Annotated in this window: 10 protein-coding genes; 5 read left to right on the plus strand and 5 right to left on the minus strand. The window is 62.9% G+C overall.

Annotation, left to right across the window (positions count from 1 at the left end):
• Positions 1-61: 61 nt before the first annotated feature.
• Both pheS and COLINT_RS04800 read right to left on the minus strand, forming a co-directional pair.
• Positions 62-1,138 (minus strand): phenylalanine--tRNA ligase subunit alpha, encoded by a 1,077-nt coding sequence (pheS, locus tag COLINT_RS04795; RefSeq protein WP_006723270.1) that lies wholly within the window; start codon positions 1,136-1,138, stop codon positions 62-64.
• A gap of 396 nt (positions 1,139-1,534) precedes the next feature.
• Positions 1,535-2,674 carry a linear amide C-N hydrolase gene (locus tag COLINT_RS04800; protein ID WP_006723272.1) on the minus strand — a complete coding sequence of 380 codons (1,140 nt, stop codon included), beginning with the start codon at positions 2,672-2,674 and terminating at the stop codon, positions 1,535-1,537.
• A 270-nt stretch (positions 2,675-2,944) separates the two neighbouring features.
• On the opposite strand from COLINT_RS04800, the gene COLINT_RS04805 reads away from it, so the two are divergent.
• A complete protein-coding gene (locus tag COLINT_RS04805; protein WP_006723274.1) occupies positions 2,945-4,468 on the plus strand; it encodes a carboxypeptidase M32 in 1,524 nt (507 codons plus the stop codon).
• A gap of 136 nt (positions 4,469-4,604) precedes the next feature.
• On the opposite strand, the gene COLINT_RS04810 is transcribed toward COLINT_RS04805, so the two are convergent.
• On the minus strand, positions 4,605-5,621 hold the full coding sequence (locus COLINT_RS04810) for a DMT family transporter (RefSeq protein WP_233418343.1): 1,017 nt from the start codon (positions 5,619-5,621) through the stop codon (positions 4,605-4,607).
• Positions 5,622-5,738: 117 nt separating this feature from the next.
• On the opposite strand from COLINT_RS04810, the gene COLINT_RS04815 reads away from it, so the two are divergent.
• The 3 genes from COLINT_RS04815 to COLINT_RS04825 all read left to right on the plus strand — a co-directional run bounded on the left by COLINT_RS04815 (position 5,739) and on the right by COLINT_RS04825 (position 10,230).
• A complete protein-coding gene (locus COLINT_RS04815; RefSeq protein WP_006723277.1) occupies positions 5,739-8,813 on the plus strand; it encodes an insulinase family protein in 3,075 nt (1,024 codons plus the stop codon).
• Positions 8,806-9,363 carry a DNA-deoxyinosine glycosylase gene (locus COLINT_RS04820; RefSeq protein ID WP_006723278.1) on the plus strand — a complete coding sequence of 186 codons (558 nt, stop codon included), beginning with the start codon at positions 8,806-8,808 and terminating at the stop codon, positions 9,361-9,363. The genes COLINT_RS04815 and COLINT_RS04820 overlap by 8 nt, the downstream gene beginning before the upstream one ends.
• Positions 9,364-9,456: 93 nt before the next feature.
• Positions 9,457-10,230 carry a 5-formyltetrahydrofolate cyclo-ligase gene (locus COLINT_RS04825; RefSeq protein ID WP_006723279.1) on the plus strand — a complete coding sequence of 258 codons (774 nt, stop codon included), beginning with the start codon at positions 9,457-9,459 and terminating at the stop codon, positions 10,228-10,230.
• A 102-nt stretch (positions 10,231-10,332) separates the two neighbouring features.
• On the opposite strand, the gene COLINT_RS04830 is transcribed toward COLINT_RS04825, so the two are convergent.
• The gene (locus tag COLINT_RS04830; protein ID WP_006723280.1) at positions 10,333-10,527 is read right to left on the minus strand and encodes a hypothetical protein; all 195 of its coding nucleotides are present in this window, start codon (positions 10,525-10,527) and stop codon (positions 10,333-10,335) included.
• 106 nt (positions 10,528-10,633) lie between these two features.
• On the opposite strand from COLINT_RS04830, the gene COLINT_RS04835 reads away from it, so the two are divergent.
• Positions 10,634-11,815, plus strand: coding sequence for a PDDEXK family nuclease (locus COLINT_RS04835; protein WP_006723281.1), 1,182 nt, complete (start codon positions 10,634-10,636; stop codon positions 11,813-11,815).
• 573 nt (positions 11,816-12,388) lie between these two features.
• On the opposite strand, the gene COLINT_RS04840 is transcribed toward COLINT_RS04835, so the two are convergent.
• Positions 12,389-13,925, minus strand: a 1,537-nt coding sequence (locus COLINT_RS04840) for a hypothetical protein (protein ID WP_006723283.1), incomplete at its 5' end; no start/stop codon positions are given.

Genomic DNA, 13,925 nt, shown 5'->3' on the forward strand with positions numbered 1-13,925 from the left:
AAACCTCTTCTATATGCACCTCAATTTGGGGACTGTCCCCAAATTGAGATGAAACCTCTTCTTAGAACTGATTCAGGAAACGCATGTCACCGGTGACGAGCGTGCGCAGGTCGGGCAGGTCGTAGCGGAGCGCCGCGATGCGCTCGACGCCGGCGCCGAAGGCGAAGCCGGAGTAGACCTCGGGATCGATGCCGCAGTTGCGCAGGACGTTGGGGTCGACCATGCCGCAGCCCAAGATCTCGATCCAACCGGAGTGTTTGCAGAAGGGGCAACCCTCGCCGCCACAGACGCCGCAGCTCACGTCGACCTCGCAGGAGGGCTCGGTGAACGGGAAGAAATGCGGGCGGTAGCGCGTGGCGCGGTCCTCGCCGAACATGCACTTCACGAAGTAATCGAGCGTGCCCTTAAGGTCGCCGAAGGTGATGCCCTTATCCACGACGAGGCCCTCGATCTGATGGAACTGGGGCAGGTGGCAGGCATCGGCCGTATCGGGGCGATACACGCGGCCCGGGGCGATCATGTAAATGGGCGGCTCCTGGGTCTCCATGGTGTGCACCTGCACGCCGGAGGTCTGGGTGCGCAGCAGCACGTCGGACTCGCCGTGGGCATGTTCCTCGGGATGCGCCGCGGTGCCGGGGGCGTTGTCCTTCACGTAGAAGGTGTCGCGTGCGGAACGGCTCGGGTGATCGAGCGGGGCGTTCAGCGCGGTGAAGTTATACCAGCTGGATTCAACCTGCGGGCCAGCCTCGACCGTATAGCCAATACCGCAGAAGACGTCCTCGATCTCCTCGATGATCTGGTTGATGAGGTGCGCATGGCCGATCTGCGGACGGGCGCCGGGCAGCGTGATGTCCACGGCCTCCGTGGCCATGAGCTCGCGCACGGCGGCGCGCTTGAGGTCCTTCATGCGGCCGTCGAGCAGCGTCTCAGCCATACGGCGCATCTCGTTTGCGCGCTTGCCGAGCACCGGGCGCTCCTCGGGCTCGATCTTGCCCATCATGCGCATGAGGCCGGTGATCTCGCCCTTGCGGCCCATGAGCGCCACGCGGGCGGCCTCGAGCTTCTCGGTCGTCTCGGCGCCCTCGATCATCTCGCGGGCTCGCTGCTCGAGCTCCTCAAGCTCGTCGATCAGGCTCATCTGTTCCCCTCTCGTCCATCGGCGCCATATAGGCGCCACGTTGTTCCATAGAAAAATCCGCCCTTGGGATCGTGCGATCGCTCGCACTCCCAAGGACGGATGAGATTCCGCGGTACCACCTTGATTGGCCGCCGGCTGTCTGCCCGGCGAACCCTCTTTTGCCCGATGTCGCGCGGGCGCGCGGCTCCCCTACTCAGCATGTGCAATCGGGGACGGGTGCAAATCGCACATCGCGCCCCGGCGCCCGCCGTTCAGGTCGCAGCTCGGGAGTGAACTCGGGGCTCCTCGCCGCGGGCGGGCTCTCAGCCGGTGGCCCTCCCTCTCTTTGCGGCGATGCGGTGAGGCCCGACCTCTCCGTCAACGCAGTGGTCAAGATGATAGCATACCTGCGCTTCCTTACGCGATCGACAGCTCATGAACCTCGTCGTACTTGCCACCCATGCAGATCTTCGCCGTGCCGCGATCGAGGTTGTACACCACAGACCACTGCGTCTGGAAGACCTCGCCGTTGTCCTTGATCTTCACCTCGCGGCTCACGCTCTGAAGCGTGTCCATGGCCTGCGATGCATCCATGACGCCATCTGCCGCCTCGAGCGCGCCCATCACGGTGGCGTAACGGTCCTCGCCGCCTCCGAAGTCATATTCACCGGGCGTGAGCAGGAAGTTCGTTGCCGCCATGTACGTCTTGCCCTCGGCGGGCACGCCGGCCGTCGTGGGGTCGCCGGGCTCCAGCACGTTCATCTCGTCGCCGATGTACTCGACCACAACGGTCTTGCCGCTCGCATCCGCGATCTGGAAATGATAGCTGCGCCCGCCGCTCGCGTGCATGTCGTACTTTCCCAACAGTGCAACCGCCTCGTCCACCGTGGCGCAGCGATCAAGCATCATGCGAATGGCCGTCGTGGTAGTAATGTCCACGCGGTCGGTCCGCTGGTCGGTCGCCTCGGTGTCGATGAGCAAAACGCCCACGGCCAGACCCTTCTCGTTCACACCGTCGAGCGGCGCGAAGGGCGCCGCCAACGACACGATGCTCGACGCGAGATCATCGGGCAACTTGTCCTCACCGTATCCGATGAACGCGAGATTCACCATTGACAGCGACGCATAACCATCCTCGGGATTCGTACGGACCATCATGCCGGGCGAGAACTCCAGGTCGAAATTGCGGCCGAAGATCGCATCGCCCGAGGGTGTTTCAGCGTTGAACGTCGAACAGGCGAGATTGGGCAACTCGATCTCAATCGGCAGGCCCTTGAGCAGACGGTCTACCACAAAGTCGATAAGCTCGGCGTCATTGGAGGCGCCCCCTTGCTCCAAAAACTCGTCGATGCCGTAATCGCCAGCGTAGTCCATGGTATACAGCGGGTACTCATCGATCTTCTTGATGCTGTCGAGCGTCTTGAGCTCGTTTCCGAACAGCGTGAAAACGACGACTCCACCCACCAGGCACGCAACGGCAATGAAGCCCGCCACACCAAGGGCGATGCGCTTCACAATATTCAGCGCGCGCCCCGTGCCATCGTTAGAATTGCTCATAGGTCCCCCTCAGACAGGTTGTTCTAACGAGCAAGGGATTCTAACTCATATATCTTACATTGATTAAGTTTTTGTCTCTTATCTTGCTCACTTCATAATGCTGTACGTTTTGAGCTAATCGGCGAGGGGCGGCGCGTTTTGCGGCCGACAGTGCTACAGGCAATGGGGGCCAGGCCGTTTGCGCACCATTGACCGCCCGAGAACGTGTGCAATCGGGGACGGGTGGGTACACTCATGGGCAATGACCGCGAAGCACGAAAAGGAGGCCTCATGCTCGAGACCAACTCCGCCGAACTCACCGCGCGCCTCGATGCGCTCGAGAACAAGCTCTGGACCCGCTCCTACCTCATGAAGATCGCCGAGTTCGACGGCGCCACCATCGCCCCCGAGAACGGCGCAACCGCACGCGGCGAGGCCATGGCGGCCCTCGCCGGCGAGCATCACGAACTCCTCACCAGCGATGACGCCGTTGCCCTTGTGAGCGAGCTCGAGCAGGGCGTCGCCGCGGGCGAGATCAGCGACCCCAAGCTCGTCGCCCAGATCCGCACGCTCGCGCGCGATCAGCGCGAGGCCCTCGCCTTCCCCACCGAGGAAGTCGAAGCGTGGAGCCGCCTCACCTGCGAGGCCGACGCCGTGTGGCACAAAGCGAAGGTCGCCGACGACTGGGCGAGCTTCGAGCCCTATATCGACCGCATCGTCACCTCGCTCAAGCGCCAGGCCGCTTATCTCGACGACACGCGCGACCCTTATGACGTCTGGCTCGACCAATACGAGCGCGGCATGGACTCCGCCGCATTCGACCGCTTCTTCGGCCAGGTGCGCGAGACGGTCGTGCCGCTCGTCCAGGCAATCGGCGAGCGCGGCGAGCAGCCCGAGGCGCCCTTCCTCACCGCGCACGTGGACGAGGCCACCCAGCGCGCGCTGTCCTTCGACCTGATGCGCCTCGTCGGCCTGAACGACGCCGACACCTGCCTCGCCTTTACGGAGCATCCCTTCTCCGAGGGCTTCTCGGTGGGTGACGCCCGCGTGGCGACCCACATCTACGAGGACAACCTGATGTCCAACGTTTACTCGATCATCCACGAGGCGGGTCATGCTGCCTACGAGCTGGGTGTCGATCCGGCCTACGCGCGCACGTGCCTCGAGGGTGGCACCTCCATGGGCATCCACGAAAGCCAGAGCCGCTTCTTCGAGAACACCGTCGGCCGCAGCCGCGCGTTCATGACCCCGCTGCTCGGGCTGCTCCGCCGCCATGTCCCCGAGGTCTACAACGGCGTGACCGAAGATGAGCTGTACCGCGCGGTCAACATCGCGACCCCGTCCCTCATCCGCACCGAGGCCGACGAGCTCACCTACCCGCTGCACATCATGATCCGCTACGAGATCGAGCGCCTGCTGTTCTCCGGCGAGGCGACTGCCAAGGACGTGCCCGGCCTGTGGGCCGACCTCACCCGCAAGTACCTCGGCCTCGAAGTTCCCAACAACGCCATGGGCGCACTGCAGGACACGCACTGGAGCGGCGGCAGCTTTGGTTACTTCCCCACATACGCACTCGGCTCCGCCTACGATGCGCAGTACGTGCCGGCCATGGAACGCGACGGCATCGACCTCGAGGCGGCGTGCGCAAGCGGCGATCTCGCCCCGGTGCGCGCCTGGCTGGGCGACAAGGTCTGGCGCTGGGGCCGCGGCAAGGACGCCCCCGAGATCATCGAGGCCGCCTGCGGGGCACCCTTCGACGCCACGTTCTTCTGCGACTACCTCGCCAAGAAGTTCGGCGACCTGTACCAGCTGTAATCCGCATGTAAGCCGCGGGTAGGACATGCCGTCCCGCCCGCGGCGACAAGCCTGCCAAGGCAAAGGCGCCCGGCTCGATATCGATTCGAGCCGGGCGCCTCTTTTTCGATCAAGCGATATGCAGCGGTCGGTCAACCTATACCGTGAGGAACACCATGGCGATGATCAGCGCGAAGCCGATCAGGTCGGTCGGGGCGAACACGGTGCCCAGCACAAGCGCGCTCGTGACGGTGGCAGAAACGGGCTCGACCGTGCCGATGAGGCTCGCGCGCACGCTGCCGATGTCCTTGACGCCCTGCATGTACAGGTTGTACGCCAGGAAGGACCCGACCACGATGAGGATGGCGAGTGCGATCAAGCCGGACGCGTCGAACGCCGGGACGCTCTCCCACGGACGCACGAACACCGAGGTCACGACGCCGGATGCGAACATCGCGGATCCGGTCACGATGGATGAGCCGTAAATCGGCAGAATCTTAGTGGGCACGATCGACATGCAGGCGGCGCCAACCGCGGAGATGAAGCCGACGGCGAGGCCCTCGGGAGGGATCACGAGGGTGCTCGGATCACCGCCCGTGGCAATGAGGAACGCGCCAGCGAACGCCAGGATCACGCCGGCAAGTTCGCGACGACGCGGAAGCCGGTGCGTGACGATACAGGTGTACACCATGATGATCACGAGTTGGAAGCACTGCATGACGGTCGCAGTGCCGGCGTTGGTCAGGCGGACCGCAAGTAGGTAGGAGAACGAGTTGCCAAACACGCCGAACGCCGTGAACACCGCCATGATCGCCAGGTGGCGAGGGTTCTTGAGCAGCTGTATGAAGCGGGCACGGTCGAACAGGACGATCACCACCATGAACATCGCGCCGGCAAGCAGCTGGCGGACGCTCAGCAACCAGATGGTGTCGATTTGGTAATGGGCGAACAGGTAGCTCGCCGACGTTCCCGAGAAGCCCCAGAAAATACCGCCCAAAAGTGTGGCCACCACGCCGACGATCAGGCGACGCGCCTCGCGATCGTTCAAGCGTTCGCGAACCGTGCGGCGACGAGCGCGCGAAGCGGCGTCGGCATCGGCGCCAGGCCTGATGGACGAAGCGAGGCCCATGCGCTCACGCTCGTTCTCGCAAGATTCCAACTGCTCCTCTGTCATGCACATCCCCCATCGAATCTGATTCCCTGACAACGATACCGTAAGCGACCGGAAAACGTGAGCGTGCGCCGAGTGGGTATACTGGGCGCAGCAATCAACCTCCATAAAGGAGCCCCCATGAACCAACCCACTCCCGCGCGCGAGCGCGCCGCGACCACCCTGCCGCTCGGATCGACTGTCTCCGGCTTCACCGTCACCAGCAAAAAGACTCTGGCCGAGCTCGATGCCGACGCCTACGTGCTGCATCACCGCGCCTCCGGCGCCCGACTGCTCTATCTCGCATGCGAGGACGAGAACAAGGCGTTCTCCATCGCATTCAAAACGCCGCCCACCGACGACACGGGCGTCTTTCACATCCTCGAGCACTCGGTGCTGTGCGGCTCTGCGAAATTCCCGGTGAAGGAGCCGTTCGTGGACCTCATCAAGAGCTCCATGCAAACGTTCCTGAACGCCATGACCTATCCCGACAAAACCGTCTATCCCGTCGCGTCCACCAACGAGCAAGACCTGCTCAACCTCATGGACGTCTACATGGACGCGGTGCTCAACCCCGCCATCTACACCAAGCGGGCGATTTTCGAGCAGGAGGGCTGGCACTACGAGCTCGACGTCCCCGAGGGCGCGCCTCTCGCGGCGGGCACCCTGCGCTACAACGGCGTGGTTTTCAACGAGATGAAAGGCGCGCTCTCCGATCCGATGAGCGTCCTCGACGATGCAGTCAACCGCGCGCTGTTCCCCGACACGGCCTACGCCTGCGAATCGGGCGGCGACCCGCGCGCCATCCCGCAGCTCACCTACGAGCAGTTCCTCGACACGCATGCACGCCACTACAACCTCGCGAACAGCTATATCGTGCTCTACGGTGACATGGAGGTCGAACGCGAACTCGCATTCCTGGATGAGCGCTATCTGGGTGACGGGCCCCGTCTGCGCGACGAGGCCGAGCGTGCCCGTGCGCTGCAGGCCGCCCGCGATAACGAGGCCGATGCGATGACCGACTCCCATTCGACCGATGGTGCCGCAACGACGGGCGAGCCCAACCCGCTCGTGCGCCAAAACCCCCTCGTCTGCGATTACGAACGCGTCGAGATGGCCACCACGCCGGACAACGCGCTGGTGGGCATGGCCTACGTGATCGGCGATGCGGCCGACCGCAAGCGCCTTGTGGCAGCCGACGTTCTCATCGACGCGCTCATGGGCACCAACGAGGCCCCCATGAAGAAGGCCATCCTCGCAGCCGGCCTGGGCGGCAACGTGGTGAGCTACACCTCCGGCGATCTTTTGCAGCCGCACACGCTCATCATCCTGCAGAATGCTAAACCCAAAGTCGCGCGCGAGTTCCGCCGCGTCATCGAGGACGAATGCCTCCGCCTGGTGAAGGAGGGCATCCCGCGCGAGCGCCTCGCGGCCATCCTCGCCAACGAGGAGTTCGACCTGCGCCAGCGCGACTACGGCTACGCCGATGGCGTCGCGCTCGCCTGCGACGCGCTCGGCACCTGGCTCTACGACGACGCCGACGAGGCCGCCACGCGTGGCATCGAGTACGGCCCCATCTACGAGGAGCTCAATCGCGAGCTCGACGGGACCTACTTCGAGGACCTGCTGCGTGAGCTCGTCCTCGAGAGCAAGCATCGCGCGCTCGTCGAGCTCGTCCCCGTGGCCGACGACGCCGCGGCCTCGCGCGAGGAGGAGGCCGAGCTCGCCGCGGCCAAGGCGGCCATGGACGATGCCGACCTCCAGCGCATCGTCGAAGACGTCGCCGCCCTGCGCGAGCGCCAGGAGGCCGAGGACGCACCCGAGGCCCGCGCCACCTTGCCGCGCCTGCACGTGAGCGACATCGGCCCCGCCCGTCCGGAGCCGCAGCTCGCCATCGACAAGCAGACGCCCATCCCCTGCCTGCGCCACGACTTGCCCACCCACCAGCTCGCCTACGCGCTCACTTACTTCGACCTCTCCCACCTCTCCTTTGCCGAGCTGCCGTATGTGACCGTACTCACGCGCCTCATGAACCAACTCGCCACCGAGCGCATGACCGCCGGCGAACTCGACAGCTACGTGTGCGCCAACCTCGGCTTCCTCTCCTTCACAACCGAAGTCGCCACGCAGCCCAACTGGAAGCTCGCGAATCCACGCCTGCTCGTGTCGGCCGGCGCGCTATCCGAGAAGATGGACGCGCTCGCGCGCATCCCGCGCGAGGTCTGGTCCGAAACAGTCTTTGAGGACACCGAGCGGATGCGCGATGTCCTCACGCAGACGCGCATCGGCATGGAGCAGAGCTTCCTCATGAACGGCCACAGCGCCGCACTCGCCCGCGCCATGTCTTACGGTTCGCCGGCCGCCGTGCTCACCCAGCAGCTCTCCGGCGTCGACTTCTACCTGTTCCTGCGCGATTTGCTCGACAACTTCGACGATCGCAAGGAGGGTCTGTGCGAGACCCTGCGCGAGCTGCAGGCCCGCATCTTCACCTCGACCGGTACCGTTGCGAGCTTTACCGGTAGCGACGAGGATTATCGACGTTACTGGAACGCCGCCGGCGATCTGGGCCTCAGCCCCCGCACCGCGGCCACCAAAGAGCTCTATGTACCCTGGCCCGAGGACAAGCGCGAGGCCTTCATCATCCCGAGCGACGTCACCTACCTCGCACGCGCCTGCGACCCGCGCACGCTCGAAATCGAAACCGACGGCACCTGGAGCGTCGCATCAAACGCGCTTTCGTACGACTACCTGTGGAATGAGATCCGCGTGAAGGGCGGGGCCTACGGCTGCGGTTTCCGCTCCCCCAGCCCGCGCCATGCGAGTTTCTACACCTATCGCGACCCCGCCATCGACCCATCCCTCGCCCGCATCGAGGCCGCGGGCGATTGGCTCGCCTCGTTCGACCCGGACGCCGACACCTTCGAGGGCTCCATCGTGAGCTGCGTCTCGGGGATGGACGCCCCACTCAAGCCGTACACGCTCACCAAGCGCCGCAACGCCGAATACTTCTGCAAGACGCCGAGCGGCAAGCGCGCCGAGCGCCGCCAGCAGATGCTCGAATCCACACCCGACGCCCTGCGCGCGCTGGCGGCGAACATCTCGCGCATCGCACGCGAAGCGCCCGCTTGCGTGTTTGCCGGACGCGAGGCGATTGAGGCGAGCGAGGTGGACTGGAACGTCGTCGAGCTCATGGGGGCTGACGAAGCCGATGAGTGAGGCCGCAAAAGAGGGGGGCCTCCAGGACGGGGCGGCGGCCGCGCGCGTCGCCCATACGCTCGGCCCGATATTCGATGAGCGGTCGCGCGTGCTCGTGCTCGGGACCATGCCCTCGCCCCGCTCGCGCGAGGTCGGTTTCTACTACGGCCACCCTCAAAACCGCTTCTGGCGCGTGATGGAGCGCCTACACGGCCTTCGCGATCACGAGCTCATCGATAACGACGCGCGGCGCGCGTTCCTGTTGGCGCACCGCATCGCGCTGTGGGACGTCTTGGCGGCATGCAACATCGCTGGGGCGAGCGACGCAAGCATCGCCAACCCAGAACCCAACGACCTCGCGCGAATCCTCGATGCCGCCCCCATCGAGACGGTTTGCACCACCGGCGGCAAAGCCGCCCAACTCTGCCGCCGATTTGACGGACCTGTGCTCACCCAACGCGGGATCGAACTTGTCGAGCTCCCCTCCACCAGCCCCGCCAACGCCCGCATGCGCCTGGACGACCTCGTCGCCGCGTATCGCGCGAGCGGGGCTTTCGGCGAGACGGCGTGATTCCGTCCACCTGAATCGCATGACGCGGCGGCACCCAACGTCGGCCGCCCACGCGGTAGAATGAAGCAATGAGACGTTGAGAGGAATCGCGCCATGGCAACTGCAAAACAAACGAACAAGACCGATGCTGCATCCACTGCCGCGGGCACGCGAGGTGAAGCCGCGCAGGCCATCCTCGATCACAAGGGCGACGTTAGGCGCGCCGCGATCCAAACGCGCCAGGAGCTGCGCCCCGCCGCCCGCTCCAACAAATCGCGCGAGATCTGCAACCGGCTCATCGAAGAGCTTCGTTCCAGCGGCATCAAGGGAAAGAACGGGCAGCCGCCAACCCTGGCCGTCTACGCCGCCTTGCGTTACGAGGTCGACCTCGACCGCTTCATCCGCGGCGCCTATGCCTACGGATACCGCATTGTATTTCCGTGCATGATCCCCAATGCAGCGTCCGGCGCCATGTGCATGCGCTCCGTCTCCTGCAATAACTACCTTGGCGGCAACGTGCCGTTCATCGTCGACCCGCGCAAGCCCTGGGGTCCGGCCGTCACCGAGGAGCACCAGGCCCTCACCAGCACACGCGCCGGCGCCACGCGACGCTTCATTCCCTCACGCGTAAAGGGCAGCGTTCCGCCCAAAGACGACACGCGCTTCCCCGTCGTGCCGCCGTCGGAGATCGACTTCGCGATCGTCCCCGCCGTCGCCTTCGACGCGCAGGGCAATCGCCTGGGCTACGGCCGTGGCACCTATGACCGCTACCTGCCTCAGCTGCGCGAGGACTGCCGGGTACTCGGCGTCGCGTTTGCCGAGCAGGAAGTCGAGCAGGTCCCCCGCGACGAACACGATTGCTCAATCGCGCGGTTTATCACCGCATAGACGCTTGCATGTGGCGTGCCCGCTCGCGCCCGCCCATGCAAGCGCGCGGGCACATCACACGGGCGCATGGGTGAGCATGGGCGCGTAACATGGGCGCGCACATTATTTTCGTTTCCATTTTTCCGGCAGGCGGATATCCACATGTCCACCTTGCGCAAAGAAAATGATCGTCAAAACTAAGAGCACACCGGGCAGCAACTTAAAGGCACCCGCGAGGACAAAGCCCAGCGCTGACAACACAAATGAGATGATAGCCACCGCCACAAGCAAAGCGGCGATGAGATGTAAAAGGCGCACGGTGCTTCCCCATCCGGGTTTTCCTGACCCATATCTGACCATATAACTGCAGGTAGAGTACCATATCACGAGTTGATTATTATCTCAGCCCTGCTATCGTTGATCCATGGATGCGATCATTTGTGACATATCGGCCTGGGAATACTGGCGCACGCCGCCAGCCCTGCGTGACGTCGAAATACCAGTCGACATCGCCCGCGCAAAAAAGCCCGACGGCCTCGGACTGGAATGGCTCTCAGAGATACCGCGCCTGAACATTCGCCCTTTTGACGCTAGCATTCGCGAAAGACTCCTCACCGACCTCAAGGGCGTGACGAGGCCCGTGCACATCATGCTTCCCGAATCCACGCGGTACTCCTCCGATTTCATAGTCGCACACCGCGTTCCTCGGGACCTGCCCTCGTCATGCGTCGTTGATCTTGGCAACAATCTAGGCGTTCTCTCTCCCTCCTACCTGCTCGTCAAAGCCCCACGCAAAACCGACCCGATCGCCCTCGCGCTCGCCATGTTCGAAGCTTGCGGCATATACGCCGTCTCTCCGACGAACGAGCGCATGGCCTTTGCTTTTGACCTGCTCCGACGGGAGGGCGGACTTAAAGAGAATGGAGCGCTCAACCCCGATGTCAAAATCTGCGAATACTACGACGCCGACGGCAAGCGAACCTCTTTCCTCGACAGCGAAGGCGAGCAGCTCCCCTGGAGCATCTGCCTCCCTTCAGGCAAAATGACGTCAAACCTTTGGAAGCGCCCGCCGCTCACAACGCTCGAACAACTTACCGAGTTTTCAGCCAGCCTTCAGGGAAAAACAAGCAATCGCACGGTATCACGGGCATTGAGCCTCGCCTTGGATGGATCTGCCTCGCCACTCGAATCAAAAATCGCCCTGTTTCTTACCGCTGATATGCGTTTTGGCGGTGAAGGCTGGCCCAAACCGCAGCTCAACCAACGTATCAACTTCGATACCGCGGCGCTCAATCTGGCCTATCAAGGCCATTGCGTTGTTGACCAGCTGTATCCAAGCACCATGGGCGTTGTCGAGGTAAACGGCGAGGGCTTTCATTCGGACGACCTGACGTTCAAAAAGGAGACGGGCCGCACCGCGGCGCTCGAGAGCATGGGCTATAGCGTTGTCTCTTTCACCTATGATCAACTCTCGGATTTGGAAAAGTACGACTCGCTTATCGCGCAGCGCGCGGAGACGCTCGGGTTAAAACTCGCAAATCGAACCGCGAGCTTCCTCGATCGACGAAATACGCTCCACGGAAAGCTGTTCCCCGCATCGAGGTAGCGCGCAGGAAGCCCCTGGGCGAATCCGGAAGTCGCGAAAATCATAAGTGTACGTTTTGGGGAACGTTTTGCGCTCTTTTCATCAAGCTGACGCGCAAGAGCCAACAAAACCGCAGGTCGCGAAAAGCCAGTCTCGAAGCAAAGAACCTCAGAGAACAAAAACCTTCCCCAAAACGTACACTTATATTTTTTGACGCCCTATTTTGCATCGAATCGAGGGGTGCGGGGGCCGGCGGCCCACATGCTGATCGCCGCCACAGCCCCCGTGGTCAACATGGCGATATCCAATATCCCCCCAAACACTTCCAGAGAATCCACAATCACAGCTTGCACCTCCCTATTCAACTGCGTAAACACCTGCTGTCGATATTCCAACGACCGTTTCCATTTGCCCTTACGGCATCTCCTGGCCGGCAAAAATGTCGGGAAAGGACGCCGTCGCGTCCTTTCCCGACTCGATAGCACAATCAACGTGAATGTCACCGTTGCCGTCTCACGGAGAATACGCACGGCAAACGGTCAACACCTGCACTTTGCACACGCACGCATCGCTCGGCCAGCTTGCGCGATGCCGTTAGTGAGCATGCCTCACGCGTATCGCGTCGGACACGATCCCCTTGCTCATGAAATACGTGACCATAAAGTAGCCGCCATAACACAGCAGGAAGATCGCACAGGTCGCAGCTACCGTCATGCCAATCGAAATACCGCCGAACAGCGCCACAATCTCGATGACAACGTGCAGCGCCACCATCGAATGTGCGACGCCCATAATCAGCGGAAACACGAAGAACACCGTCTGCTGCGCCAACATCGAACGCACGATTTCGTGACGAGAAGTACCCAGCTCGGAGAGGATGCGGCAGTTCTTGCCGGAATCGGCGACGCTCGAAAGCTGCTGGATGGTGAGGATGGCGGCGCAAGCAATGACCAGGACAAATCCGATATAGATCGCCAGATAGCTGATCAAGCCGTTCATCGTGTTCGTGCCCTCGTAATTCTGGATGCGCGTCGTCTCCATGCCCCACAAACCGACCTCATGGCCGTTCGCGTCGCACAGGTCCGGCGCCCACCCGCGATCGGTGCGCACGTAACCCTCGGTCTCCTCGTATGTGAGGCCCTCGCGATAGTCGCCCAGAAGGTAGCTCGAATACAGCGGCAGGTTCGCGCGCTCAGCAACCACATCGGGAACAATGATCGTTCCGGAATTGCTGCCCATGCTCGAATCGGCAAACGTGCTGGCATCCTCATCGACCTCTTTGGCCCTTGGGTGCAGAGTCACATCACCAAACGGAATGGCAACGTCCTCGCGCATGGCCGCGTCGTACACCTTGTTCACCGTCTCGCCCATGTCGGACGTGAGCAGGTACCCATCCGAACCCAAATCGACCTCGCCCAGCCCGCGGAACGCACGATAACGGTTGTAGTCGCTCTCCTTCATGACCTGCAGACCCATGACGTTTGAATTCGCGCTCCCGGTACCGACCGGCAGCGGCATGTCGACCGCATCGCACAGCTGATTGAGCGTAATGAGGGGCTCGCCTCCCCCTCGAGGCGTGGAATCATAGCATTCCACCTGCACGCGCTTGCCGAGGATGCCATCGAGGTCGAAGGCCTCCTCGTTGGCTAGGCCGGGGTTCACGCGGTCGCCCTTGCTCAGCTCCACGATATCGAACGGCTCCTCCGCGATCCCCATGGGGCGATCGGAGTCGTAACTGTTCTCCAGCATCCTCTCGCCGTAGTAAATCACGATGCGCGAGTAATCCGCGGGGTTGTTGCGTTCCACGCTCGTGTTCATCACGTTCGCGATAGACATGCCGCCCGTGACGCTCGTGATCGCGAGGAACAGAATCATCGAGATCATGGCCATAGAGAAGCTGACCGTGTTCACCTTGGCAGAGAGCTGACGCAGCGTGAACATGTTGAGTCCGCGCCAATACAGGCCCTTCGCGCTCTGCAGCACCCTGAGCAGAAAACCCGAGAGGCCGAAGAAGAACAGGATCGTCCCCGCCACCACGATACCCGTGGTAAGGGAGAACTGGGCCATAGCCGCGTCCATCTCGGCGGCGGGCGCGTCAACCGGAAGACCGTCGCGCAGCAGACGGTAGTAC

The sequence above is a fragment of the Collinsella intestinalis DSM 13280 genome, assembly GCF_000156175.1.
GTDB classification, from domain to species: Bacteria; Actinomycetota; Coriobacteriia; order Coriobacteriales; family Coriobacteriaceae; genus Collinsella; species Collinsella intestinalis.

Excerpts from the sequence above, each read along its gene's own strand:
- pheS (WP_006723270.1), bottom strand. The coding sequence starts at position 1,138 with ATGAGCCTGATCGACGAGCTTGAGGAGCTCGAGCAGCGAGCCCGCGAG.
- COLINT_RS04800 (WP_006723272.1), bottom strand. The coding sequence starts at position 2,674 with ATGAGCAATTCTAACGATGGCACGGGGCGCGCGCTGAATATTGTGAAG.
- COLINT_RS04805 (WP_006723274.1), top strand. The coding sequence starts at position 2,945 with ATGCTCGAGACCAACTCCGCCGAACTCACCGCGCGCCTCGATGCGCTC.
- COLINT_RS04810 (WP_233418343.1), bottom strand. The coding sequence starts at position 5,621 with ATGACAGAGGAGCAGTTGGAATCTTGCGAGAACGAGCGTGAGCGCATG.
- COLINT_RS04815 (WP_006723277.1), top strand. The coding sequence starts at position 5,739 with ATGAACCAACCCACTCCCGCGCGCGAGCGCGCCGCGACCACCCTGCCG.
- COLINT_RS04820 (WP_006723278.1), top strand. The coding sequence starts at position 8,806 with ATGAGTGAGGCCGCAAAAGAGGGGGGCCTCCAGGACGGGGCGGCGGCC.
- COLINT_RS04825 (WP_006723279.1), top strand. The coding sequence starts at position 9,457 with ATGGCAACTGCAAAACAAACGAACAAGACCGATGCTGCATCCACTGCC.
- COLINT_RS04835 (WP_006723281.1), top strand. The coding sequence starts at position 10,634 with ATGGATGCGATCATTTGTGACATATCGGCCTGGGAATACTGGCGCACG.